We start from the raw sequence: 25,646 nt of genomic DNA, 5'->3' as shown, positions 1-25,646 counted from the left end.
TTAATTTCTTACCGAAGCAATGATAGGTAAATAGGTGCGTGCTGTTGATCCAGGTGTGGGTTCAAAGCTGATTATGTTTAGATGAGGCTCAAATTAAATTTGACTTTATTCTTAAAAGAGCTCTAAGGCTCCAAAACCTTCCACCCGAAAAGGGTATCAACAACACGGGTGAAATTGTAGAAAGTGCAGAAGAAATTGCCGTTCGCCTGATGTTTGATTTTATTATCGACTCAACCATCGCCATGGAAGGGCGTTTTCAGGTTATCGTAATGGATTACGCTTATTTGAAGACCAATTAATTCTCAAGCCATGTTACAGAGGTGTAGCGAGATGGGATGATGTTAATTCTAGAAGCATGGTTGACCTAGCCGAATTATGTAAATCATAAAGTTAACTGATTAAATGAATCAACCACCCACGATTAAAATGTATCCTAAAGAGGACAATCTCGTTTTAGCACACATTATTGAACAGGATCACCCGGAATGTGTCATCACCAAACTTCACCATACTAGGGAATTTCGTTATTAGAAAGACCTATTTTTAGAGATTTCAGTTATCACTAACCAAACTATTCCGTGAGAAATTGATCATTTCAAGATTTTAGACTAGATACTTTAATTTTCTCAGCTGTAAATGTTGTGGTGGTTAACATTAACCAAAAAAGCATTGACACAATATTCCGCAGTTAGATGGTCAACCCAGCGAAATCTAGGCTTATTCTTTAATCCAGCTCCATTTTGTTATCTTTTCTTTGGACCAATTGCCTGATGGAGTTATAAGGGGAATTTCTTGCCTGCTCAATCCACCAGTTTAAATCGTTATCAGGTTTGGAATAGGGGTGAAAAGCCAATGCAATCCGGCAAAGCTGATAATCACTATAAGTCTTTTCTGTTTTGGCTAGCGGATGATAACGATATTTCCTCAAAATACTCAGGATAACCTCTTTACTGTTCCAGAATTCTTTTTTGCTTTCCACTTCCACTTCAATCCAATACACCATATATCCCAGAGCCGCTTCTACAGCAGGTTCCGCCTGAAAAAGAATCTTGTTTAAAACCATGATAACATGCCTATCCTCAGCCTCTTTATTATTGAAATTCGCTGCCAAATCCCCAAGTGCCCAAACAACATCTGCTTTTTCCAGACTGGTCAGGCCATCTTCCAAAGCGTCAAAATGACTATTATACAGATGAAAACTTTGTATTAACTCTTTTAAGGGCTTATAGTTTTTGTAGGTACTGAGAGAGGCCTGATGTTCAAACAAAAACCAATCCATCACCTCAGAGAGTTTAAAATAACTAAACATCTGATTATCATGCCTCATGATGAGTTTAAATTCACCTGCCTTACCAAGTAAAATGTCTGATAAATTTTTCAGCTCAATATCGGACCAGTTTATTCCCCAAGTCCTGTTTTGCTTTAGGGACAAGTTCTTCAGGTTAATTGGATCAGCGTGGCTCCAGCTGGTGCGACCATTTTCAGCTTTCCCCCTATAGCCTGTATCCCATAATTTAGATGAAATGAGAACGACGCTCTTGACTTTTTCAATTAATAGGACGTCACCATCCGCAATGTAAATGGCCACTTCCCAGAAACGGCTATCTGAGATTTTAGTAAAATCCAGTAATGCCAACACCTTTTTAATTTCATTTTTTTGTTCCTGGGTGAGCAAAATGTTCAAATTGGCCAATACATAGAAGCAATTTAATCGCTTTTCGGAGATGGTGCCTGTGATTTTGGATATGGTCTCATCTATTATACCAAAATCATCATCATCCCTCGAAATACGTGTATAGTAATAGTTTCGTTGGATATAATATGTATAATCCAACTGGATTTCTTTGTTTTGGTTAATTGTGGCAGAAAGGCAATCTGATATCAGCTGCAACAACAAATGTTTATCCTCCATATAATTGGCAGCAGCGTAAACCAATTTTGCAAAAGGATTTCGGTGTTGCTCACGAAATGCCGCTCTATTAGAAACGTTTCTATTCCATTCCTTCATAAACCGGTACTGCCAAACTTCAGGTGGAACAACAATGAGAAAGGTGGATAAAAAGGAGATTATATTATCTCCCATTCTTTCTGGTGCAGAACGTATTGCAGCAAACAGGTTTACCGCTATGCGATTTTTGACTTGCTGGCTTATCTTTTGATTACTTACATATTCCTGAGCTATCCTAACACAAAAGTCACGCTCACTTACTTGAAGTGAATAAAACAGAATGGCTTCAGGATAAATTTCATAGGCATTGCTCATTAATTCAAGCCACTCTGTTGCCTTCAAATGAAGGGTTTGCGTATGGCTTAATTGAGTGCCACTATACAACATTAAATATAGAAAACGGACAGTAGTTACCTCGCTTCGCACTTTTTCCCAGTGGTCATCATCACGACTGATGGAATAACGGCCTGAACCTAAAGTTTCTATCTTTTGAAAAGTTGGTTTGAGTGAGTTTTTTAAATATTTAAAGTTATCTGATAGCTGGGTAAAACCTTGCTTTGAATAAGCAGTAACGATTTGCTTTAATTTTTTTTGGCTATGCCAATCGCTGTTACAAATTAGTAATTCATTTAAATATAAGCATATTTCGGGTTCTATTTGATGCTGCGGGCTTAACATTGTTTTAGTGTAAGAACCAGTTTTTGATTTATCCCAAAGCGATAACAAACCTGCTTTTTGAAGAATTTCTATTCCTTGCGCATCCCATTGATCGAGCTTTTTTTTAAGCTGTCTGAATTTAAAATTAAAAGCCAACTGGTAAATTTTCTCACCCATATTGTCCGGTGATTTTTTGCCTCCGGTCAGCGCATTAGAAAGCCCTACAGCTTCCTCCATAATGATTTTATTATTGCCTGATTTCAGGAATTCAGCTTTCATTTCTGGGTGGAAAGCGTAATCAAGAGGAAGCATCGAATCCTTAAAAGCGAAAGCCAACAGCTTCATTTCAGCAGGGTTGATCCCAGCTTTTAACTTGCTGGATTTTTTAGCATCATATCGCCGCAGTCTGTAATTATCATAAAACTGAATAAAACTGAGCTGTGTATCCGTATACCTTATGTCTGGGATGTAAATAGGAGTTGCAAGAGCTTTTAAACGTCTTAAATTTTCTTGTACTTTTTCAGGGTCCTGACGAGGTTCACTTCTTAAAGTTGTCCGGTCTTTCCAGATATCTTGCCACTCTGAAATATGCGTGGTATCCGCTAGTGGAATCATGGGCTCCGCATTATCATCGTCCGCAAGAAATGAAACAAAGGCGCTCAGGTAATCTTTATAGGTAGGTTGTCCAGTTTCCTTTTCCATAAAGGAAGCAAGCAACCCCTGGAGCGACTCATCCTGCAAAGGAATCCTTTTGATATTATGGTTTTCAAAAAACAATAAACGATCTGGAGAAATTTTGTCGTTATTTACATCAATTAGGTAGATCTTCACCTCCTTTGGTTCCCCTTTTTTATTGCCCCTTTGCAGCACATCCCTCACCCAGGTAATCCATGCAATGAAATTTGGATCATCCGCCGAAAAACCCACTAGACAAAAAGACTCCTGTAGAAGGGAAATTCGCATTAATTGGGTAAATGGTTCGTGAAGGTGAGGATATTGATCGTAATCTTCCTGAGAAATAATGTACTGGCATTTATGGTCCCCATCAAAACCAAATTCAAAATTTTCAATCTGCTTTGGTGTCCGTAAAGAGCCGTGCAGCTTAATGATATTTTTATTCCGTTTGATTTTCAGCTTACTCGCCTCAGTAACAATTGTAAAACAGTCATTTAGTAGCTTTTCTTTTTTGTCTATCTGACTACTTTTAAGACTGGCCTGTCTTTCGAGGTTTCTGAGTTGTGTATTAATTTTATCCCTTTTTTCTCGTAGTTCCTCCAAATCATCAGGTTTGGAAGTGGTCATGCCATCCGTGCCTTGTATACCTATATTGTTCTCTTGCTCATAAATCTTGACTTCAATTTCAGAAAGTGATTTTTCGAAATTACTATATTCCAGTAATAGGGAAGCAACTTCTTTTTCCAAAAGCTGGATTTCATTCCTGAGGTCATTAGGAAGTTGTTCACTTACACATATATCAAGTAAATGGTCATAATTGGTTGTGTAAATATTGTTCCAGCCCAAACCAATTAATGCTCGGTGCAAATCCAAATCCTMAAAATCTAGGGACTTTTGGATTTCGCCCATAGACAATAGGATTTGAGACCGTTCCTGATGTACATAAGGTGTTCTTTTTTCGATGTATGTAGCAATAGATTCAATGGAATGCTCTCGGATATAATCCGAAACTACCTGGAGGTATCCTTTTTGCCGTAGTAATTCTTTAAACCTAATATCTATATATTGTTCTTCCTTGTGCTGTTTACGTTTAATAGGTGGAAGATTATAATATTCCCGGGAAAGTTCCGCCCCGTACTGTGCTCTCATCAAGTCTAACAGCAGTTCATACCAGGTGGGGAAGAGGGGACTAACATTTTTGCTGAATCCTGAACCCACCATAACTGACATCTGGTTGTTGCCTAGCTTGGCCCGTAGTTTTTGTAATAAGTTGGAATAATCCATCATTTGAAAAGCGTTTGTTGCTAATTTAACAACAAACTGTCCATCAAGCTAAATAAGTTATCCACCAGACTATGGAGTTTTTGCTTAAACGGTTAAAAAATGAAATCTTTTAGTTATTTTGTCTGAAGTAAATAAGGTAAATAACCGCTTACCAGATATGAATAAAGGTCAACTGAATTACTATACAAATCCTGAGCACATGGATAGTCTGGCGGAATTTGCAAAAGATTATGCCATCCAGGTATTAGTAAGCTGCCCGGAGGAAGCAAATAAACACTGGATACCAAAAAAAGAACGATGTTGCAGGTTTTGTAAAAAACGAATGCCTGAAGTCAACTTTAAAATGGATGCTCATCTAATTCCTGAATTTCTGGGAAACAAAACCCTGATTTGTCAGGATGAATGTGATGCATGTAATAGCCGGTTTTCTGCATTTGAAACTGATCTATCAGCTTATTTAGGCCCGCTGAATAGTTTGTTCTCAAGAGAGGGAAAAAAAAACAGGGTTCCCCAGTTTAAGGTTCCAGGCAGTCCCTTAAGCGCTAAGCCTACAGTCATGTATGGGGCAAAAGTCACTGAAGTGGAAAATGAGGGCTTGCCATTGGAAATTAATCTAAAAACTGGCAGCGCAAAATTATCCTATAAGAAGAGTCCTTACACTCCAATAAATGTTTACAAAATCTTTTGTAAAATGGCTTATTGCCTATTACCTGAATCAGAGCTTTCAAACTATGAACCCCTAAGGCTCTTTATACTGGATAATGCCTTTAATCAAGATTTTTCCTTGTTTGCCACAGTTCATGAATATGCCTTACCTTTAGAATATCCCAGACCAGAAATACGGATATTTAAGCGTATGACCGCGTCCACCAAACTCATCTCCCACGTCTGTATGTTATATTTTGGAAATATGATGTTTGAGTTCCTGCTTCCGGGTAACCTTCTTGATGATTACATGAAAGGGGAGGTAAATCTTAAACAAAAATTTTGTCCGCCATTCTTCTTCCATGATTATCAGTATGCGCCATTCTTTTCAAATAGGGTAGATTTTACCGGCCTTAAAAAAACGATATCCGAACAAGGATTTATCAACTTCAATTTTAATCCGGAACACATCAAAAACCTTAGGGGTTATGATACAATAAACCAAAAGTGGACAAATAAGAACCTTGGAGATAATGAAATCGTCAAACTTATTTTTGGAAAGATGGATACTCAAATGAAATTTCCAGATGAACCGGTGGATTAAGAATCAGCTTGTTTTTTCCTCCTTATCCCTCTCTTTAACATACAAATGGAAAAAACTTATAAAAATATCCCCTGCAAGTAACATTACAACTGCCAGCCAGATAAATGATGTCCATTTTAAGATAAAATAGTAATCCTTTAAAAAATCAAAAAGTACAATGCTCAAGGCCAGTTTTTCCGAAAATAAATATTTACATACCACCGCCATCAAAAAACAAAAACAGCAAAGTACCGAATCTACCGCATATCGGTAAAGCTTTCCAGCTAGGTTTTTATCTTTGGTACTCCGTTGCCAGTTGAAGAGCATTGTCGAAACCCCCAGAAAAATTGCAAAACCATAAGCGGTAAGGGTAATAAAGCGATCATCATCTTCCAAAAGCAGTAAAAAGCACTTTAATAAGCCCAGAAGAAATGGAGCAAAAACAATTATAAAAAGGATGATTTTCAAGATTCCCCATAATCCTTTACCAATCCAAGGAAACCGGGCCTTGAGGCTTTGTTGAGTGTTAATTTTAGTCATTGGTTGATTGTTGCTAATTGAATTACAAGGTAAATATTTAAATAAAGTGAGACAATCGGTCAAAAAATAAGTTAATTATCAGTTTTTTGCATTAGAATAGATTTTGCGAGAAAATAAGCATCCTCATAATACTGAGCAGATTCGAATTTCTGACGTGCTTGGTGGAATAAATAAATATCTTCCGTCATAGTATAATCCAGAATATAAAATCTATCCAATACTTGTTTTAAGGTCTGTTTGCCCCATGAGTCCTCCACTATACCATCCGGATGTACGACAACTACATGGCAAAAACCTAATTTATTTCCACAATCGCGGTGATAGCGGGAAACTGAAATGCCCATAACGGGTGACCCCGTTAGTTCAGATAAGGCCTGGGCAAAGGGAATACAGTTCCCATGTGAAAATTTAGAAGCCAGGTAAGCCGGGATTTCCGGGTTTCGTCTTTTAGGAATTAATTTTAAAAAATTAGGATTGGCCAATATGGCCTTTGTTGCCCGCTCAATTTCCACCTGGTTAGCTTTTACCCGCATAGGCATTTCTATTAACTTTTCCTCCTGATAACAACGGGTTGAGATATAAGTCTTGTCTGGCCTAACCCTGCCTGCAGCAGCTGGCCGGATAACATATTGGTTAAAGGCTATAATACTTTTCTTACCCGTAAAATCAAAAACGACATCCTGATTCGTTTCCACATAAGCACGAACAGGTATCATTTCATCCTCGGTTGTTTCCTGGCTTCCAGTTAACCAATCTACCTGAAGCATCCAGCCTGTGATCCTTGCCAGTGCAATGGCAAAATTGATGCCATCTGATTTTTCCCAGTGGATGATGAGCGCAGGTGGAAACCCTGCTGGATTATGCTTTAAATTCATATAGTACATTAATTTTAGATTTTTAAAATTAAAGTTTTTTATTGAGAGAAAGTATCCTTAGTCCATTTGGGTTGTTTTTTATGCACCAAACGAATATCAGTTATATAATTTGCCTCATGGTATTGAGCAACCATTAGATATATTATATCCCTGAAATAAAATGATACTTGCATTGTATTTGGTAGTCTCGGAAGTTGAAAACGATCGAAGAGCTTCAAATACCTTTTTCGGAATTGTCAACAGAAAACGAACTTTATGGGGCTGAAGCTGAATGAACCAAGATTGATTGATCCCCTCTAACCGGCAATAAAAATTGTTGTAAAGTTTTGATTTTCTGTCTGTTAGTCGATTGGCGAAGAGGGAACAAATCGATTGGGTCGTACACTTAGTTAAGAAAAACGATGTATTTCGTCAATACCGTTTATTTTAAGAGTTCTACGCAAAATCAGTCAGAAATATTATTTATTTAAGTTTAACGCGAAAGGACAATAAGGGATTATAGGTAAATTTTAGAGATATGGTTCCAAACCTTCAAAACCCTGAGCTTTCAGGATTGCCGCTGTTTGCTCTTGATATCTTTTGACAGCTTCGGGATCAAAATATCGCGTTTCTATGCAGCTTCCGTTTTCCCGTGCTGTAGAACCCATGCAGTGCAGGCTCGAAAGAACATGAGGCTGATAGGTATCCTTCAATAGGGCAAGGATATCAAATGCAAATTCTGAAAAATATGTTTCCGAATAATTCAAAAGTAGGCTGAAATATGCATCATCCCTATACCTCAGTGATTTCGATGTAGCCCAAAACGATAATGATGTACTTTGATCAGCTGCGGTATCAACGTTTTGATTCCTAAAAATTATTTTTCCGCAGTCGCGTTTGTATTCAGTTTCCGCTCGGAGTATAATGCCACCGAAGAATCTTCGGATCATTGTCGCATTCACCAGCTCATCCAATGCAGTAAAGTCTTTTTCATCCTCTTTTCGTAGTTCAAAAAATACTGTTGCGCAGAAGAAATTTCCGGGAAGATAGAGCTTGGCACGACTGTTTGGAGGGTCGACACGAGCGAGCAATGGCTTGAGCTTTGACAAGTGTTCAACTGCATCCTTTGCGGACTTTCTATTGAATGCAGATTTCACCTCTATGACCGCAAGGACATATTCTGCAGGGATTGCAAGTGATTTTCCTTGGTCAGAGGAATCGGGATTGTCTTCGATCCACAATACTGGGGATTCCAACTGATCGTATATGATCACATCATAATGAACCATATGCTCAGAACTTGAAATACCAGGTGAGATGATAAAGCCTGAGGTTACGCCATAACGTTTGGGAATGAACTCAGCTAACCATTTTCTAAATTCGCCTTCTGCTACAAGACCATGTCTGGTCTTTGCCTTTCTGTTACTTTCTTGCTCTTTTGCAATGTCATAAGCGTTGAGCATCCTGGTTCTGGCAGTCAGGAATTGTTTCCATCCCTGAGTTACCATTTGGGCACGAAGCGGTGATTTTTTACTGTCCATTTTAGCCTGTAAATTATAACTTAAAATAATGATTTATTACTTATTTCAATAATAAAAGTCCTAAATTAAAATTTATATAAATGATTCTTTTACCACTAATTTCATGTTCTGCGATACGCAGGATCTTTTAATTAAAGTATAACTCAAAGGGTGGCTCTAAATCACGCATTTATCAAATTTAACGAAACTTTTTTTGATGTGGTTTGAGACAAGATTTAATAGTTTTGATATTATGGCATGTTCGTCGAACCGCGCTTTTCATTTCAATCGCTCACGCAATTAAATCTAGTTTCCTTTTTAATATATGTCATAGCTTTCATTGAGATATTGTAATGACAGCTTAGATTTGAATTGTTATAATAAAATATAATACCTTAGCTAAAAAGACAATTAGATCACAAGATTGACAATGGAAAAATTTGTAAAAATTAAATAGATAATCACTGCAATTTAAGCAGTCGCAGAAAAATTCTATACTGCTGGTAACAGTGCAGCAGGAACTAGGGTTCGTAAGGCCATGCAGGAATTAAAAATCTTGGCTCAAGAAATAAAGTAACTGAGAAAAAAATAGCGATAAATAAAAAATACTTGTTCTGTGTAATTAAAAACTTTTTCTCATGATTGCTCCTCCCACTAAACTTTGCGATAGGTCATCTTTTAATTAAAATAAATAACTTATCTTGATCAAGTCGATAGTTCTATGAAATAAAAAATATTAAATCTTAATGGCTCTCAAAAACAAATCTCTCAGAAAGCAAACTCAATATTTTCTTGAAACGGAATACCCTAACCTGATTATTCAGGACAATTATCGGTCGATCAAAAATTGTCTGAAATATTTTAATGCCAAGAAAAATTGGTATTCGGTTATTTTTTTGGTCATAAGCATATTCTTGCTATTTAATAATCCAGTCGTGGATTGGTTAGCAAGTAAGATTCATATAGATTTTATTAAGTTCATAGAAATCAAAACTGTAGCGACTATTGTTGATCAACGTACTTCAAATATCGCGACGATCATAAGTATGACACTTGCCGTGATGGCGATGCTGTTTAGTAACATGGCAGTAAAAGAGCCATTCTTATATGAGCTATTGTATGAAAGATCACTGTTAAACTTTATCATTATCTATACACTAACGACTATTGGATGCTTAATATTCCTTGGTACCTTGCGCGAAACATTTACTGATCATGAGCATTACTATTATAATGCAATTCTGATCGGTTCTTATCTGGTGATGAGCATACTCGTTGGTATCGCACATTTATTCAGAACTGTTTACTATTTCATTAACACAAAAAATGTGCAGGATCTTTTGGAGAATGGTCTCATCTTGGAATCTAAAAAGAATATTTATGATGAACTTTTTAAACGTCACAGCAGTTTAATCTACAAAAAAATTATTCAAGCTGAGGGCTTAGTTCAATTTACTAATCATAATATGTTTAGAGCCGGAGTATCTCAGCAGGTGATAACTCAATTTAGCGCTGAGATAAATGATCGCAACTCATTATTAATATATGACGTTAATCTGGAAAACTTAAAGACTTTTGTTGAAAAGACAGTTTCGTACCCAAATAGATTTTATCAGGAGATTCAGCTCAATTCAATTGCGAAGATTCATGATGATGTGATCCTCATTGAAAAGGTACCCCTTACCGCAAGAAAAAAGTTTGGATACTACACTGAAATCTTCATTTTTAAACCTGCCAAAGATCTTAAGCCTGTTGATAACAGATATTATGATTATTTTGAAAAGAAGTACTATGAGGCAGTGGAGGACAAAAAACATAAAGAAGTTAAAAAGATTTTGGATGTTTTCGAAAAGCTAAATGATTTAAAACGCATCTATAACATAAAGGAGTCAGTTTTATGATATTCAATGAAATAAAGGAAATGGTTTCCAAGGGGGTTGAATTAGCAATCGAAAATAATGATCGCTACACACTGAACGAGTTGACTGCATTCATAGAAAAGATGCTGATAGATAGTGTGAAACATCTTGATGAGAAACAACATCTCGATTACATATACTTACCACCATCAATTAATAGGATGGTCATGGATAAAGTTGGCAGCCAAGATTTGCAAAACAAAGAACTTGGATCATATGCCCACACGATACCATCAAATATCTTAAAGGATTTGATGATGTTGCCAGACAATATTCGCTTTGCAAATGTTAAAGCAGAGAGTGATCTTGATACCGTTTATAATCAGTTTTATGAATGCTTTAATGCATTTAGTGCGATTCTATATCAATGTGTAGAGGCAAAAAATATCGGTGGGTTTAAAACAACAATATCTGATTTTACTGTCTCAAGCTCAAGAGCTGATAGAAGTGTTCAACATTTTCTCAATAGGTACAGTCTAGCTAGCAATGGACAGAGGTTTATTCTTGATCTAACCAAGGGTTTTCAAACCCTTCAACGCCGTATGCTGACTGGTATAAAATATTGGATAAACTTTTTGCGTTACGAGCAATTTCTCACAGCTTTTGAATTCAATGAAATTTCTGAATTAATCAGAATTCCTATAAATGAATCAAACCAATTGCTTGAAGATATAATATTTGTTTTCAATCTAAAGGGTAGCTATCTTAATTGGACAGAGTTTACGTTTTATGATTTAGTGATCGAACGAAGTAGATCAAAAGTATCACTACATGATTGGATGATGACGGGATTTCTAATTGAATGCCTGAGGAATGGATCATTTTTTATCAATTTTGATAGAGTTGATTCCAAACAGAAAAACGTCATATCAAGTCTTTATCAGTTTCTTTATGAAAAGGCCAAAGAAATGATTAAGAAACCCGAAAAGCTGATGTCGATTGTTGAACTTTCAACTTCTGATGCCCTAAATATAAGCCTGGAAAACATATTGAATGCATTCAAACCAGCTTTTCAGGAGCGTTATAAGGCAGTTGAAAACGAAGTAATGCACGCAGGCCTTAGTATTGAAAGAATAAATGAGTTTAAGAACCGTGCTTATGTCGCCTGGGAAAGGCAAGCTAGGATCAGAAAGATATTTGAGAGATGGGGCAATTACACTCAGATACCATCTCAAGGTCATGAACTGGTAAGGGTCGGAAAATCTAATTTTCTCGAAAGAGGTCGTATAGCCTTTATTGAAGGCAGTAGCTATTCGCGAATTATCGGATTAGAAGATTTAGCTGCTTTGGTAGGGCGTACTGAGGATGAAGTCTTTTTTCATCGCGTAGATCAAAGCTTACCAACGGTTATTACGGGAGGAAATGCTGTAGAAGTAATTCAAACGGCTATCTCTCGGCTAATAGATCGAGGAATTGAGGCTGATATTATTATCACTTCTCCCGAGTTTGCATATCAAAACGAAAAATTACTCTCCAGTCCAAATTTTGTCGCAATCGGAAATTTAATAACCGATGCACAGGATATCCAGTTCCTCAAAATTGGAACTTTTAATGACATTCCAGTATATACATCATTCGATCGCTTTGTAAGCAACAAGTTCTTAATTTGCAATTTCAGGAAAGCCTTTGAAATGGAGTATAAACTTAGTTTCAACAAAATTCAAGGTCCCCTGACTGTTTCAGTACGTGAGCCTGGATTTGAGGAAACAAAAATCAGATACTCTCAAAATCCGGAAACAGGGAGTCGTGTGATTAGTGGAGAATCGGTGGATGATGATGAAGCTTTGATCCTAATGCGCACTTCGATCATTATTGATTTGTGGAGTATTGTAGATTTTAAGATTTTAGATGTCAATGCATTTGTAGTTGCGGAACTCGGATAGTTATTGATTTTTCAGATTATCTTATAGTTCATTACTTAAAGCATTTCATAATGGTTAAAGTGAATAAGTTTTAATCTTCTATATAAGACATTAAATTTTTTTTATTTCTTCTAACTTAGCCAGATTTTGATCTGGTCTTTATAGCATTTTTTGAAAATTACTAGAACTTTTTTTATTTTTTGTGACAAATAGCAAAAATGGTCAAGCAAATTGTTTTATCAAATCTGGCTAAAGTTAACATGAATCGAAACGAAAATAAATACTATAAATTAGAGTTATATGAAGTAATCCTTTAACCACTCGGGTGTTTTGCAAGATGTATTTTTGTATACACAAAAAAATCTTGCGCCCTTGAGGTCGGGTATTTCCTCGGAACTCGGAAATACTTAAAACACTAATAAATCATCCAAAAATTCCGCAATATCCAATTTGTAATGTATTCTAAAAAAATGATGAAAGTAGGAAGTTATCTAAGTTTCGAGCAAAATTAACATCATAGTAGTTAAAGGCCTGAATAGTTTCTGCTATCATCCGCATTAATTTATCATCAAGATTGGAACGGATTTATAAAATGCTTTTACAACGGCCAGCGCTCACCTGTGGCTTGTGGACCCCACCATAGCGTAATGCTAATTTGCTTCTACCGATGAATTTTGATTTCAAAATTATCCGAATCACTCTTGTGAAAGAAAAGGTGTAAATCCAAATTGCATAATTCCAAAGTAGTACATATGGCAAAAAAAAACACTGGATCCCGAACGTAATATACAAATGATCACATAACGTGTAATTAATTTTAGGTTTATCCACAGCTTATGAGACATCTTCCGATAGCGCGAATTACCCCTGAGAAATTAATGGAAATGTTAAAGAAAAAAGGTGTAAAAATGTCTATAAATCAAGCGAAGGAAATCTTGGATTTGCTATATGTTTTAGCTATTTTGGAAGTAGAGCAAGTTTTAAAAAGATGATTACAGCAGATTTATACATTAGAGTAAGCACTGATGAACAGGCTGATAAGGGGTATTCGCAGCGCAATCAAGAAGAGGTTTTACAGAAATATTGTTTCGCCAGAGATATCAAGGTGAGGAAAGTTGTTTTTGAGGATCATTCCGCCAAAAGCTTCGTGCGGCCCGCATGGCAAAAATTATTGGCTGATCTAAAAAAGAAGAGAGGACAAACGGATTTGGTACTTTTCACCAAGTGGGACAGATTCAGCAGAAATGCGGGGGATGCCTATCAGATGATAAAAATTTTGGCTGATCTCGGTATAGAGCCTCAGGCCATTGAGCAGCCTCTTGATATCTCCATTCCCGAAAACAAAATGATGCTGGCTTTCTATCTCGCAGCTCCCGAAGTTGAGAATGATAGAAGAGCGCTCAATACTTTTCATGGAATGAGAAGAGCAAGGAAAGAAGGGCGATGGATGGGGCCTGCTCCCATAGGTTATACTAACAAGGTAACCGAAGACGGGCGAAAGTATATTTGTCCTGTAGAACCCCAAGCGTCAATAATGAAGTGGGTATATGACGAATTATCTACGGGTAAGTGGTTCATTGATCAGATCTGGAAGGCGGCATCAGATAAAGGGTTGAAGACAGGCAGAAAAAATTTTTGGCAGATTATTAGAAATCCCATTTACTGCGGTAGGATACCCATTGCGAAATACAAGGAGGAGGAAGCCCATACGGTTATGGGGCAACATAAAGCAATAGTTTCTGAAAGCATCTTTTATAAAGCTATGGATGTTTTGAACGGCAGAAACAAACCCAAAAAGACAACTATATCTTCTCCTGATGCGCTTCCCTTACGTGGCTTTCTGATATGTCCAAAGTGCGGCTACATGCTCTCAGGTAGTGCTTCAAAAGGTTATAGCAAGCACTATCACTATTACCATTGCTTTTCGAAATGTGGGGTGAGATATAATGCGGAAAAAGTCAATAAGCTTTTTGTGGAGGAATTAAAAAAGTATACTATAGATCCACTGTTACATGAGGCGTATGTAATGATTTTGAAACAGGTTTATCAAGCTTTTTCAAGTGAAGATAATAATGAATTATCCAATGTAAAAAAACAGTTGGAGGAGTTTAATGATAGAATTTCTAAGGCTAGGGACAAAATGCTCAATGATGTGATTCTTGATTTTGAGTACAGGAAAATCAAATCAGACTGTGAAAGAAATATCCTTATTCTTGAAAATAGACTTATTGATTTATCCAGGGGAAAAGAGAATATTGGTGAATTAATAGGAAAAGCGACTGGGTTGCTCAAAAACCTTCATGAAACATATATAGAGGCGGATTCTGAAGGAAAAAGGCGATTAATTAGTTCGATCTATCCTCAAAAACTCACTTTTGACGGAACACAACATCGAACTGTTCGAATGAATGAGGCTGTACGCGTTCTAGGTACTTTAAAGGCTGTTTTTGAGGGTAAAAAAAAGGGGCAAACCAAACAAAAATTTGATTTGCCCACTATGGTAGCGGGGAGCAGGATCGAACTGCCGACCTCAGGGTTATGAATCCTGCGCTCTAACCATCTGAGCTACCCCGCCGGGTAATATTTACTAAATAACGTAAATATCGATGTGGTTATTTTTAAGAGTTGCAAATATAGAATAAATATACATTCTATTAAAAAGAAATGTGAAAAATACTATAAAGCCTTATTGCTCAGTAAATTTGATTGTTTTTAAGAGGCTGTAATCGTTATTTGAGCCCTTAGGGGAGCCTGTTTTTAGAAGTAGATAACACCACAAAGGGCAGCATTTTGGCGGATACCGCAGAATTAACCGCATTTCTGGTCTTAGCATATGATCAAACCTATTGCTTACGGTATGTGCGAAAGATATTTCAGCTGGCCATTTGTGCTCATAAAATTGATGGTTTCAAAGATTGATTACCCCCTGGTGCTACCAAGTCATCCCCAAGGTAACTTTTTCCATAGCTGATATTCGCGAATCCTTTACCTTTTAGGTAATAAATTAGGTAACCCCAGGGTAAAGAAAAGGTAACCGTGGGGTAACCCTGGGGTTAACTTGGTGTACAGAAAGGGTAAACAAGTGGTAAACAAAGGGTAAAGAATAGGTAGAGAAAGGTAAACAAGGGGGGTAGAGAAAGGTAAACAACATTTTGCCTGTCCTACACTGAAATAATTTCAACAATTACCCGCCTTTCTTAACCATATAAGACATATAAGGTTCATATAAGTTCAATCGAAACTTAAATGGACTAAAATTCCTTATGTGGTGAAAGACCTGTACGCCTGCTTTTATAGCAGATTTAATAGTTTTCTTTATCTCCCGCAAAGTGGTCAGCTACGTAGCATCTTTTTCTTAACTACATAAGGTTTATATAAGCATTGGATTTTTTATTGGTTAGTATTGCGGATGTTGAGCAGAAATTAGGAGTCGATTAATCAACTACCCGCCCTGCGTTCGTCGTCAAAATAGCCTTCTGGCATGAAGTAACGAGGGGAATGACCACTGACGAATGAACTAATGACCAATGAACTGATGCACCAATAACCATTGAACCAATGGCAAATGAACCACTGAGCCTGCACCTTGAACCAATAAAAATTATATTGTTGCAGATATAGAATAAATTACCTTTCTTTAGAAAAATAATATTAAAAAATAGTCCGGAAATTATCCTGGTAGTGTACTAACATGGCAGAAAAGAAAAAATTTACACTAGAGTACGAAGTTAGATCGTCACCAAGAATATTGTATAGTTTTATAAGTGAGCCAAACGGCTTATCGCAATGGTTTGCGGACGATGTGAATTTTCGCGATCAGGTATATACTTTTACCTGGGACGATGAGCAGCAAAAAGCAAAACTGGTTTCCATTAAAGAAAATAAGCTGGTTAAATTTAAGTGGCTGGATGATGAACCTCAATGTTATTTTGAGATGGAAATTGTACAGGATGAACTAACCAACGATGTTGCCCTCTCGATTACTGATTTTACTACCGATGAGCTTCTTGCAGAGAAAAAATTAATCTGGGATAACCAGATCGATTATCTGATTAGCGTTTTGGGTGCATAAATTACCTTCGTATTGTTTACCTTTGTAGGGTGAAAAAAATACATCTTCTATTAATAAAAGCATTTGTGAAGCCATTCATAGCAACATTTTTTGTTATGATGTTTATTCTATTGATGTTTTTTCTGTTTAAATGGATTGATGACTTAATCGGAAAAGGTTTCGAATGGTACACCATTCTGGAGCTGATGTATTACGCCTCGGCTGCCAACGTATCTATGGCGCTACCACTATCGGTACTGCTTTCATCCATCATGACTTTTGGTACGCTGGGCGAGAATTATGAGTTGGTGGCTATTAAATCAGCGGGGATTTCTTTACAGAAAGCCATGCGCCCCTTGTTTGTGGTGATTTTGATGCTCACTATAGCCTCCTTCTTTTTTGCCAACTATATGCTGCCCAAAGCCAACCTCAAATTTGGTTCGCTACTGTACGATATCAGGAACAAAAAACTTTCATTTTTAATTAAACCAGGGGTTTTTAACAATGCCATTCCAGGTTATGCCATCCGTGTCGATTCGAAAGAAGAAGACGGTACGCTACACAATATCATGATTTACGATCACCGTGAAAATAACGGGATTCCGAAAGTAATTCTGGCCAGAGAGGGTAAGATGAATAAAACCGCTGATGGTAAGTTTTTGGTGCTTTACCTTAAAAATGGTGTGCAGTACGAAGAGCAGGCTTCGAAAAACGGCATGTACAACCCCAGGCAGATTTTTACGCGGAACCGTTTTAAAGAAACCTCACCGCGTTTCGATATGTCGTCTTTTGATGGAAATACCACCGATCCTAATGCTTTTGGAAACAGTACGCCCATGTTAAACCTGAAAGGGATCGTAAAAAAGCGCGACTCGCTGACCAAGCAACTGGATACGATGAAAATGCGCACCATTGCCAACCTCACCAGCAACTTTAAACAGTTTAATGTGACTAAAGGTTATACCAAAGTAAAAGCCGTACCGAAAGAGATTGATGATGTAATATTGAAGAGTATCCCTAACGGATCGCGGAAACTGGCCCTCGATAATGCAAACAATACGGTGGCGAATATTATGCAGCATGTACCCAACTGGGGGCCGCGCCAAACTGATTTAACCGGCGAAATTATTTTTACCACAGTAGAGTACCAGCGTAAATTTACCCTGGCCGCATCTTGTATCCTGTTGTTTTTTATTGGTGCACCCTTGGGTGCGATTATCAGAAAAGGGGGAATGGGTTTACCGGTAGTGGTGGCCATTTGTTTCTTTCTGGTGTATCACATTATTACCACAGTGGCCGAAAAATCAGCACGCGAAGGTAATTTAAACCCGATATTCGGGATGTGGATTGCCGTAATCGTTTTATCGCCACTGGCGGCCTTTTTAACCTATAAAGCTACAGTAGATTCGGCCTTGTTTGATGTAAATTATTACAAACAACTCTTCCTTCAACTGTTTAAAAAGAAGGAAAAATAGGCGTCTTTTCCTTTACTTACAGATGATATTTTAATCCAAATATTGCTCAATAAGGTTGTACATTTGTACGGGTTATTGTTTGTGGTATAAATTGATTTTAACACGCCATTGCCCCATAATGTTTATAAAATGCAAACAAAATTAAACACAATAGAAGAGGCCATCGCAGATATAAAAGCTGGTAAAGTGATTATTGTTGTAGATGATGAGAATAGAGAGAACGAAGGTGATTTTTTAACGGCAGCCGAAAATGCAACGCCCGAGATCATCAATTTTATGGCTACTTACGGCCGTGGTTTAATCTGTGCGCCCTTAACAGAAGAACGTTGTAAAGAGTTAAACCTTAACCTGATGGTGGGTAAAAATACGGCAGCTTACGAAACTAATTTTACGGTTTCCGTAGATCTGGTTGGACACGGTTGTACCACCGGGATCTCAGCAAGCGACCGCTCTAAAACCATGCTGGCCCTGGTTAATCCTAAAACCAACCCTGAAGAGTTGGGCAGACCAGGACATATTTTTCCTTTAATTGCAAAAGATGGTGGCGTAATCCGCCGTGCTGGTCATACAGAGGCTGCGGTAGATTTAGCGCGTTTGGCCGGCATGAAACCTGCAGGTTTATTGGTAGAGATTTTAAAAGAAGATGGTGAAATGGCCAGACTCCCTGATTTATTTAAAATTGCCGAACAGCACCAGTTAAAAATTATATCAATCGAAGATTTAATCGCTTACCGTTTAACCATGGATAGTTTGATTAAACAAGAGGTTAGCATCGATTTACCTACTGCTTGGGGTGATTTTAAAATGACGGCTTATACCCAGTTGGATAACAATGCCACGCACTTAGCCATTTCTAAAGGCGAATGGAATGCCAACGAACCGATTTTAGCACGTGTACACAGCTCTTGTGTAACAGGCGATATCTTTGGGTCGTGCCGTTGCGATTGCGGTCCGCAGTTGCACAAAGCACTAGAGATGATCGAAAAAGAAGGTAAAGGCATTGTCGTATACATGAACCAGGAGGGTAGAGGTATCGGGCTGATTAATAAATTACGTTCGTATAACTTACAGGATGCCGGTTTTGACACGGTAGAAGCGAATATTAAATTAGGCTTTAAAGGCGACGAACGCGATTATGGTGTAGGTGCGCAGATCCTGCGATCGGAAGGGGTTACTAAAATGCGTTTAATGAGTAATAACCCAACCAAAAGAGCAGGTCTAATTGGTTATGGCTTAGAAGTGGTCGAAAATATTCCTATAGAAATTGCAAGTAACGTACATAACGAACGTTATTTGACCACCAAAAGAGATAAAATGGGCCATTCGATTATGAAAGGATAATTCAGTTGGCAGTTAACAGTTTGGATTGTAAGAACTGAAAACCGCTAATTGAAAACTTATACAAGACCAACAGTTGAACAGATGTTCGATTGTTGGTCTTTTTTGTTAGGATATTTGTCATCCTGAGCGCAGCGAAGGATCTTTAAATAGCCGTCTTTCTCCCTTCCACATGCTTGCCTCGGCTAGCCGCCGAAGGGCTTTTTCTTTATCCTTGATGATAAAGAAACAAACAATCAAGGCTTGGATCTGATGTCGGATAAATTCGTCAAAGCTTAATTGATCGTCAGCACAAGCCCCCGATGAAAAATCGGGGAGGGCGTGCTACCTCGGGGTTGTGGTAGGTTGAGAGGAGGTGCTAAAGCTTTAACGTTTTCTCCTTCCATCATATCCTAGGCCGGATAGCAGGGTGCATATAGTATGGAGCAGAGAAACCATTCTCATTATTTCAATCGAGATCAATCGTCATTGCGCGGGAATGACGGCCGCCATAATCAGAGTTAATTTCTTATGTATGCGTCATTCCCAACTTGATTGGGAATCGTAATGCTATAGGGCTGATTAGCTTCGCTGAGCACTGCATGGTTTCTTTGCTTGCGTCATTCCCACGGCGTTCGTCCTCCTGAACTTGTTTCAGGACCTAAATGATACATAGTCTATCAAAGAAGATTGCTTCGTCGTTCCTTCTCGCAATGACGTATGAGGAAGAATGACATCCGGACCAATGACCAATAAACTATTGACTATTGAACCAATGACCAATGAACCTCTCTACCTCCGTTGATTCCCTTTACTCTGATTGATAATTGCTTCTTTATTGATCGATTTATTGGTTTTAACAGGGGCCTGGCTTTGTTTCCGTTTTAGGTTTCGGCGGTAAGCACCAGAAATTTTCTGGATAAACTCCTTAAACGTATCAAACTGCTGGGTGTAAACCAAACCGAAAGAGGTTACATTTGCCGTTGAGCTAATCCCGCTGTTTAAGAAGATACTTTGTTGCGTAGGTGGTTTATTTGCGGCCTTAACAGTTAAGCTTCCATCTTTTTTAATTAAGAAAAGGGCCTCAACCTCTCTACCCACATTGTCTTTAGAGAAATCGATAACGGTAAAATCGTTCACACTGTTCCGATCTACAATACCTGCGTTGATAATTAAACGATCGCTAAAGAATTTGAACGATGCATTGGCCTCGCTCAACGAGCGTACATTCAGATCGACAAAATTTAAGTTTAATGAAGAAAGTACATTGTTAAACTGGTTAAATACCAACTCGGTAGCTGTACTGGTTGCGGTAGAGCTGAGCTGGTTCCCGATCGATTCTCCTCCGTTTCCAGGGGCAAAACTTCTTCTGATAATTAAACTGAAAGCCTGAAGGTTCAGGTTGTTCTGATCGCTGAAATAGGTTTGCAGTTCTTCTTTGATAGAAGGCTGAGCAGGGAAGTTAATATCAAGTTTAATATCTGGTTTTAAGAGTAAACCTGTTAAACCCATCTCAACCTCAGTATTTACCCTTTGGTTGGCATTACTGCTGGCATCGCGGTTGGCTGCTTTGTAAAGGTCGTTCAAACTCGCTCTCAAAGCGTATACTGCTTTTAGGTTTATCTGTGCAGCTGTAGGGTTACCCGTCCAGCGGATGGTGCCACCTTGCCTGATCTCGAATTTTTTGTTAATTACCTCCTGTGCTGTAAAATCGAAACTTCCGGTTTCGATGATATAATCGCCAGACATTTCGAAATCGCCGAAACTGTTGATGTTTAAGTTTAGCTCGGCATTACCCTTGCCACTTAAATTACCCAGGGTTGTAAATATATTCGCCGTGGTATTCGGGTCGATGGTTAATTTGAAGGTTAGGGTCAGGCCATCAAAGTTGGTCTTTTTCTTAACCAGCACAGTCGAATCGCGGCTTACAAAATTAATGAAATCTTTATCTGATATGGTTTCTGAACTGTTTAAAGGCAGGTTGAAAACGGTTCCTTTTTCAGTTTTTGCCTTAATATCAATCTTCATTTTATTGGTAGGCCCGGTAAACTTAAATACACCAGTGCCGTAGGCCCGGCCATAATACACCGAATTGTCTTTGCTGGTGGTATTTAAGGCCATTAAGCTATTCGCGTTAACTGTTACATCCAAAGTAGGGTAATTGATGTCGTTTAAGTCTACAGTGCCGCGTGCGGTAGCCTCATGACCTTCCAGATCCTTAAGTTCAAAATCGCCGAGTTTAATTACGCTATTGTTTATTTCTACCTCATCGGTAATTACATAAGTGGTTTTAAGGTAGTTTACCATCAGCTGCCCTTTATCTAATGATAGGGTTCCATTAATTTCAGGTTTTTCTAATTTGCCCTTTACGGTTAAGTCAGCCGAGATATTCCCCTTTAAATTCGATACCAGTTGTTTAACAAAAGGCTCGAGGATGGTGAGCTTGCTTTCGTCCATTTTTACAGCCAGGTCGATTTCTTTTTCTTTTAGATCGAGATTTCCAGTCAGCTTAAAAGTCTCCGAATCGTCGGCCATAATGCGGGTAAATACGTTGATCTTTTTGCTTTCGTTGCTATATGATGAGGTATCGGTTAAAGTACCGATATAGATATCGTTAAAGTTTAACGAATCGATCTTTAAATCGTCGGCAACCCTCGGTGCTTTTAATATACCGTACAGATCGGTTGTGCCGTTCAGGTTTCCACCCAGTTTAACACCAAAGCCTTTGGTAAAAGGGTTCAGGGTTTTTAAGTTGAAATCTTTAAAGCCAACACTGATTAAATCTTTAGGGTCTTCCGAAATTAATCCATCAATAATAACCTGCTGCTTTCCGTTGGTTAAATCGAAATTAGTGATCTCGGTTTTGCCATTGTTGAGCACGATGCGTACCTTCTCCTGGATGCGCCACTCTTCGTTGTTGATTTTTAAGATAGAAGGCAATACGCTTAGCCTTGCTGTGGTATCTTGGTTTTTGGTAAACTCTACCAGGCCGTTTAAATCGAGCTGATTGTCCTCTTCAGCGTTCGACATTTTTACGTTGAAAGCCAAACTGTCGTTCCGCAGGATGTTGGAAATGTTTACATCTTTAATAAACAAACTGTCGTTAATCTGCACCCGATCTGAAGTTACAATCAGTTGAAGCTGTTGTGTGGTGGTATTTTCATCGAGGATGATATTGTTTACCACAATACCATTGTATTTTAGTTTCTTAACAAAACCGTTCAGCGTTGCGGTATTGTTGCGCGAGTCGAAATCGCCGGTTAATGTAGCCCCTTCTTCTAATTCTAAGCCTGGGACAAATATTTGCGCCAGCGGTTCGAACTTTTTAACCTTCAGGTTAAACTGAAAAATCTGGTTCTTGTATTTGATAATATCAGCCTTTAACGAAGGGATATAGGTTTTGGCGATGGCTTTGTAATAAGAAACAATAGAATTTAAATCGTACTCACCTTTAATACTGGCATCTAAAATATCTGATCGGATATCCAGTACGCGGCTGGCACCCTTTCCGGCGGCCATTAACTGTACCGAATCAACACTGTAGATACCCTTCGAATTTTGCAGCCTGATTTGTTCTATTAATAATTTACCTGAGATATTGTTCAGGTTGGTACCCGAGAAATTGGTGGTAAATTTAGCATCAACCTGCAACGAATCTTTCACCAGCTTTAAAGCCTTTAATCTTGCTTTAGAAATAGTGGCATTAAAGTTAAATACCGGCAGTTTAGGATTCAGGTTTACTCCGCCATCAAAAACCAGTTTAACATTACGGTCGTTAATGCTCAGCTTGCCATCGAAATACTTTTTGTTAAAGGTTCCGTCAATCTTCACATTGTGGTAACGGTAATTATTAAAGTCGATATAGGTTACATCGCCGTTTATCTTCTCGGTCAAATCTTTAAGCTCAGTGCCGCGGCCCTTAACATACAGTGAGGAGCTGATACGGCCAAGGCTTTTTTCGTCAATCAGGTTGCCAAGATTAAAATCGTAGCTTTTTACGTTCCCTGTATATGAAGGAACATCGTTTTTATCGATTTTCATGTTCACATCCGAAACAATACGGCCAAGTTTGGTTTTAAATTCGCCGTAAGCAATAAAGTCGTTCTGGAAACCGGTAAAACTTCCGTTAAAGTTAATGTTGCCGAATTTGTTCACAATTACCGGAACAATTTTCTTTTTGCTGTTGGTAATGCCGGCCAGTACCTCATCCAGATCGGTTTTATTCGTTCCCGCCATTTCAATGTTGAGGTCCATAAAGGTTTCTTTCCATTTCGGCAGTCCCTTTAAAATAAAATCGCCTTTAATGTGTGTGGCTTTTCCGGTTCTTAACGATAGTTTTTTGGCTTTAAGGTTATTCACTAAACCCGTAATCTGGCCATCAACATCAAGGTCGAGTTTCATGGTGTTCAGCTCAGGCGCAAAGAAGGCTATATCTCTGGAAGTGATGTGGCTATCTTTAAAAATGGCCTTCATCCGAACATTATCTACATAGTGGTTAAAGTCTTTATAACTTTTAAACCGCATTTGGTAATAGTTTGTTAAACGGCTCTGATTGGTTTCGAGCAATAGGTTTTTCAGCTCGATGGCATTACTGTCTATAGTGGTTTGGGCCGTTAAGTTTTTAAGGTAAAACCCGCTACGCTCTTTAAAAGTTAGGTTTTTGATATTGGTTTTAATCAAATGGTTTTTGGTATCGAGCCCTTCAAAAATTCCGCTCAACTCTTTAACAGATACGTTTTCGAAGTTTACACTTTTGCCCTGAACGGTATCTTTTGCCCTGTAATTGATATACCTGAAGGCGAATTTATTTAAAATAATGCGGCCAATATTAATATCGTATGGTTTGCTTTTCTTTTTCTTTACAGTAGGTTTACCAGAATCGAAGTAGTTTATAATGAAATCGAGATTAGAAGACTTATCTTTGAAATCCTTTAGGAAAAACTGCCCATTGTTAATTTGAAGGGTATTGATATCAATGATCTTTTTATCAATGGATAATTGATTAATATCCACCATAAATTGTGGTGTGCTTAGTAAAGTGTCTTTTTGTAAATCTAAAACCAATAAATCTTCGAGTACAATAGATTTAAATGGCTTGATGTAGAGACTCTTGATTGATACGGTGGTTTTAAGCTCTTTAGATAAATATGCGGCAGCCTTCTGCGCAAAATAAGTTTGAACAGGCTTAAATTGTAGCGAAAAAATAAGAAGCGCAAACAGCAGAATTATTGATGCGATTACCCAAAGGAGTATTTTAAATAGTTTTTTAATAATTTTGCAGCTTAAATATTAATAATTTGTCTGTTATACTTGCTATCGAGTCTTCTTGCGATGATACATCCGTTGCTATTTGTAACAACGGCAAAATTACTGCCAATGTTATTGCAAACCAAACAATTCATCAAAATTATGGTGGTGTTATACCTGAATTAGCTTCAAGGGTACATCAACAAAATATTGTGCCTGCCGTACAACAAGCTTTAATTAATGCTAAAGTTACAAAACAGGACATTAATGCTGTCGCTTTTACACGTGGCCCCGGCCTTTTAGGATCGTTACTGGTTGGTGTTTCTTTTGCAAAATCTTTTGCATTAGCTTTAAATATACCTTTAATTTCTGTTAATCATATGCATGCGCACATCTTAGCGCACTTTATTGATGATCCTAAGCCAGGTTTTCCATTTATCTGTTTAACCGTTTCGGGCGGGCACACACAGATTGTGCTGGTAAAAGATTACTTTGATATGGAAATAATTGGCGAAACATTGGATGATGCTGCGGGTGAAGCTTTTGATAAAACTGCTAAATTACTGGCTTTGCCTTATCCGGGAGGGCCGCTGATCGATAAACATGCACAGCATGGAAATCCTTTGGCCTTTAAATTTGCCGAACCGCAAATTGCCGATCTGAATTTTAGCTTTAGTGGTTTTAAAACTTCTATCCTGTATTTTATCAGGAAGCAGGAAAAAGAGAACCATAATTTTATTGCCGAAAATTTAGATGATATTTGCGCATCGGTTCAACATAGCATTGTGCAAATTTTGCTGAATAAGTTAAAGAAAGCGGCAAAACAATACGGAATTAATGAAATTGCTATTGCAGGAGGTGTTTCGGCGAACTCCGGTTTAAGAAATGGATTACAGCAAACAGCCGACGAACTGGGCTGGAAGGTATATATCCCCGCTTTTCAATACTGTACAGATAATGCAGGGATGATTGCCATAGCAGGCTACCAGAAATACCTGAAACAGGATTTCGTAGGACAGGATGTTTCGCCAATGGCGAGAATGGAGTTTTAATTTTGGTTCATTGGTCA

The 25,646-nt window shown here is 37.9% G+C and carries 13 protein-coding genes, 1 tRNA gene and 1 pseudogene; 9 read left to right on the top strand and 6 right to left on the bottom strand.

Going from position 1 to position 25,646, the window contains the following annotated elements:
* Positions 1–724 precede the first annotated feature (724 nt).
* Positions 725–4,567 (bottom strand): SIR2 family protein, encoded by a 3,843-nt coding sequence (locus AC1DNH_RS09620; protein WP_477625345.1) that lies wholly within the window; start codon positions 4,565–4,567, stop codon positions 725–727.
* A 154-nt stretch (positions 4,568–4,721) separates the two neighbouring features.
* On the opposite strand from AC1DNH_RS09620, the gene AC1DNH_RS09615 reads away from it, so the two are divergent.
* Positions 4,722–5,813, top strand: a complete 1,092-nt coding sequence (locus tag AC1DNH_RS09615; protein ID WP_477607947.1) for an HNH endonuclease — start codon at positions 4,722–4,724, stop codon at positions 5,811–5,813.
* A gap of 3 nt (positions 5,814–5,816) precedes the next feature.
* Here the strand turns inward: AC1DNH_RS09615 and AC1DNH_RS09610 are convergent, their stop codons facing one another.
* The 3 genes from AC1DNH_RS09610 to AC1DNH_RS09600 all read right to left on the bottom strand — a co-directional run bounded on the left by AC1DNH_RS09610 (position 5,817) and on the right by AC1DNH_RS09600 (position 8,727).
* Positions 5,817–6,332, bottom strand: coding sequence for a hypothetical protein (locus AC1DNH_RS09610; protein ID WP_477585284.1), 516 nt, complete (start codon positions 6,330–6,332; stop codon positions 5,817–5,819).
* 71 nt (positions 6,333–6,403) lie between these two features.
* Positions 6,404–7,207 carry a hypothetical protein gene (locus AC1DNH_RS09605; RefSeq protein ID WP_477585285.1) on the bottom strand — a complete coding sequence of 268 codons (804 nt, stop codon included), beginning with the start codon at positions 7,205–7,207 and terminating at the stop codon, positions 6,404–6,406.
* 509 nt (positions 7,208–7,716) lie between these two features.
* On the bottom strand, positions 7,717–8,727 hold the full coding sequence (locus AC1DNH_RS09600; protein ID WP_477581989.1) for a DUF6602 domain-containing protein: 1,011 nt from the start codon (positions 8,725–8,727) through the stop codon (positions 7,717–7,719).
* A gap of 436 nt (positions 8,728–9,163) precedes the next feature.
* On the opposite strand from AC1DNH_RS09600, the pseudogene AC1DNH_RS09595 reads away from it, so the two are divergent.
* The 4 genes and pseudogenes from AC1DNH_RS09595 (at position 9,164) to AC1DNH_RS09580 (ending at position 15,029) form a co-directional block, all read left to right on the top strand.
* Positions 9,164–9,283: pseudogene (locus AC1DNH_RS09595) on the top strand (hypothetical protein).
* 169 nt (positions 9,284–9,452) lie between these two features.
* Entirely contained in the window at positions 9,453–10,607 is a 1,155-nt protein-coding gene (locus tag AC1DNH_RS09590; RefSeq protein ID WP_477581987.1) for a hypothetical protein, read from the top strand.
* Positions 10,604–12,508, top strand: a complete 1,905-nt coding sequence (locus AC1DNH_RS09585) for a hypothetical protein (RefSeq protein ID WP_477581985.1) — start codon at positions 10,604–10,606, stop codon at positions 12,506–12,508. Before AC1DNH_RS09590 ends, AC1DNH_RS09585 begins: the two co-directional genes overlap by 4 nt.
* A 967-nt stretch (positions 12,509–13,475) precedes the next feature.
* Complete coding sequence (locus tag AC1DNH_RS09580; protein WP_477625355.1) at positions 13,476–15,029, top strand: recombinase family protein; 1,554 nt, start codon at positions 13,476–13,478, stop codon at positions 15,027–15,029.
* On the opposite strand, the gene AC1DNH_RS09575 is transcribed toward AC1DNH_RS09580, so the two are convergent.
* Positions 14,986–15,062: transfer RNA gene (locus AC1DNH_RS09575), tRNA-Met, on the bottom strand. The genes AC1DNH_RS09580 and AC1DNH_RS09575 overlap by 44 nt on opposite strands.
* A 1,116-nt stretch (positions 15,063–16,178) precedes the next feature.
* On the opposite strand from AC1DNH_RS09575, the gene AC1DNH_RS09570 reads away from it, so the two are divergent.
* The 3 genes from AC1DNH_RS09570 to AC1DNH_RS09560 all read left to right on the top strand — a co-directional run bounded on the left by AC1DNH_RS09570 (position 16,179) and on the right by AC1DNH_RS09560 (position 19,354).
* Complete coding sequence (locus AC1DNH_RS09570; RefSeq protein WP_029278206.1) at positions 16,179–16,559, top strand: START-like domain-containing protein; 381 nt, start codon at positions 16,179–16,181, stop codon at positions 16,557–16,559.
* A gap of 29 nt (positions 16,560–16,588) precedes the next feature.
* Complete coding sequence (locus AC1DNH_RS09565) at positions 16,589–18,013, top strand: LptF/LptG family permease (protein WP_477582067.1); 1,425 nt, start codon at positions 16,589–16,591, stop codon at positions 18,011–18,013.
* 129 nt (positions 18,014–18,142) lie between these two features.
* Positions 18,143–19,354: a bifunctional 3,4-dihydroxy-2-butanone-4-phosphate synthase/GTP cyclohydrolase II gene (locus AC1DNH_RS09560; protein ID WP_131032157.1), complete on the top strand. Its 1,212-nt coding sequence runs from the start codon at positions 18,143–18,145 to the stop codon at positions 19,352–19,354.
* A 768-nt stretch (positions 19,355–20,122) separates the two neighbouring features.
* On the opposite strand, the gene AC1DNH_RS09555 is transcribed toward AC1DNH_RS09560, so the two are convergent.
* Positions 20,123–24,346, bottom strand: a complete 4,224-nt coding sequence (locus AC1DNH_RS09555) for a translocation/assembly module TamB domain-containing protein (RefSeq protein WP_477625344.1) — start codon at positions 24,344–24,346, stop codon at positions 20,123–20,125.
* 281 nt (positions 24,347–24,627) lie between these two features.
* Here AC1DNH_RS09555 and tsaD point away from each other — a divergent pair, with 281 nt between their 5' ends.
* A complete protein-coding gene (tsaD, locus tag AC1DNH_RS09550; RefSeq protein ID WP_477585317.1) occupies positions 24,628–25,629 on the top strand; it encodes a tRNA (adenosine(37)-N6)-threonylcarbamoyltransferase complex transferase subunit TsaD in 1,002 nt (333 codons plus the stop codon).
* The last annotated feature ends 17 nt before the right edge of the window (positions 25,630–25,646 follow it).

The organism is Pedobacter sp. 01N310 (assembly GCF_056399805.1).
This window is presented reverse-complemented; position numbering and strand designations above follow the sequence as displayed.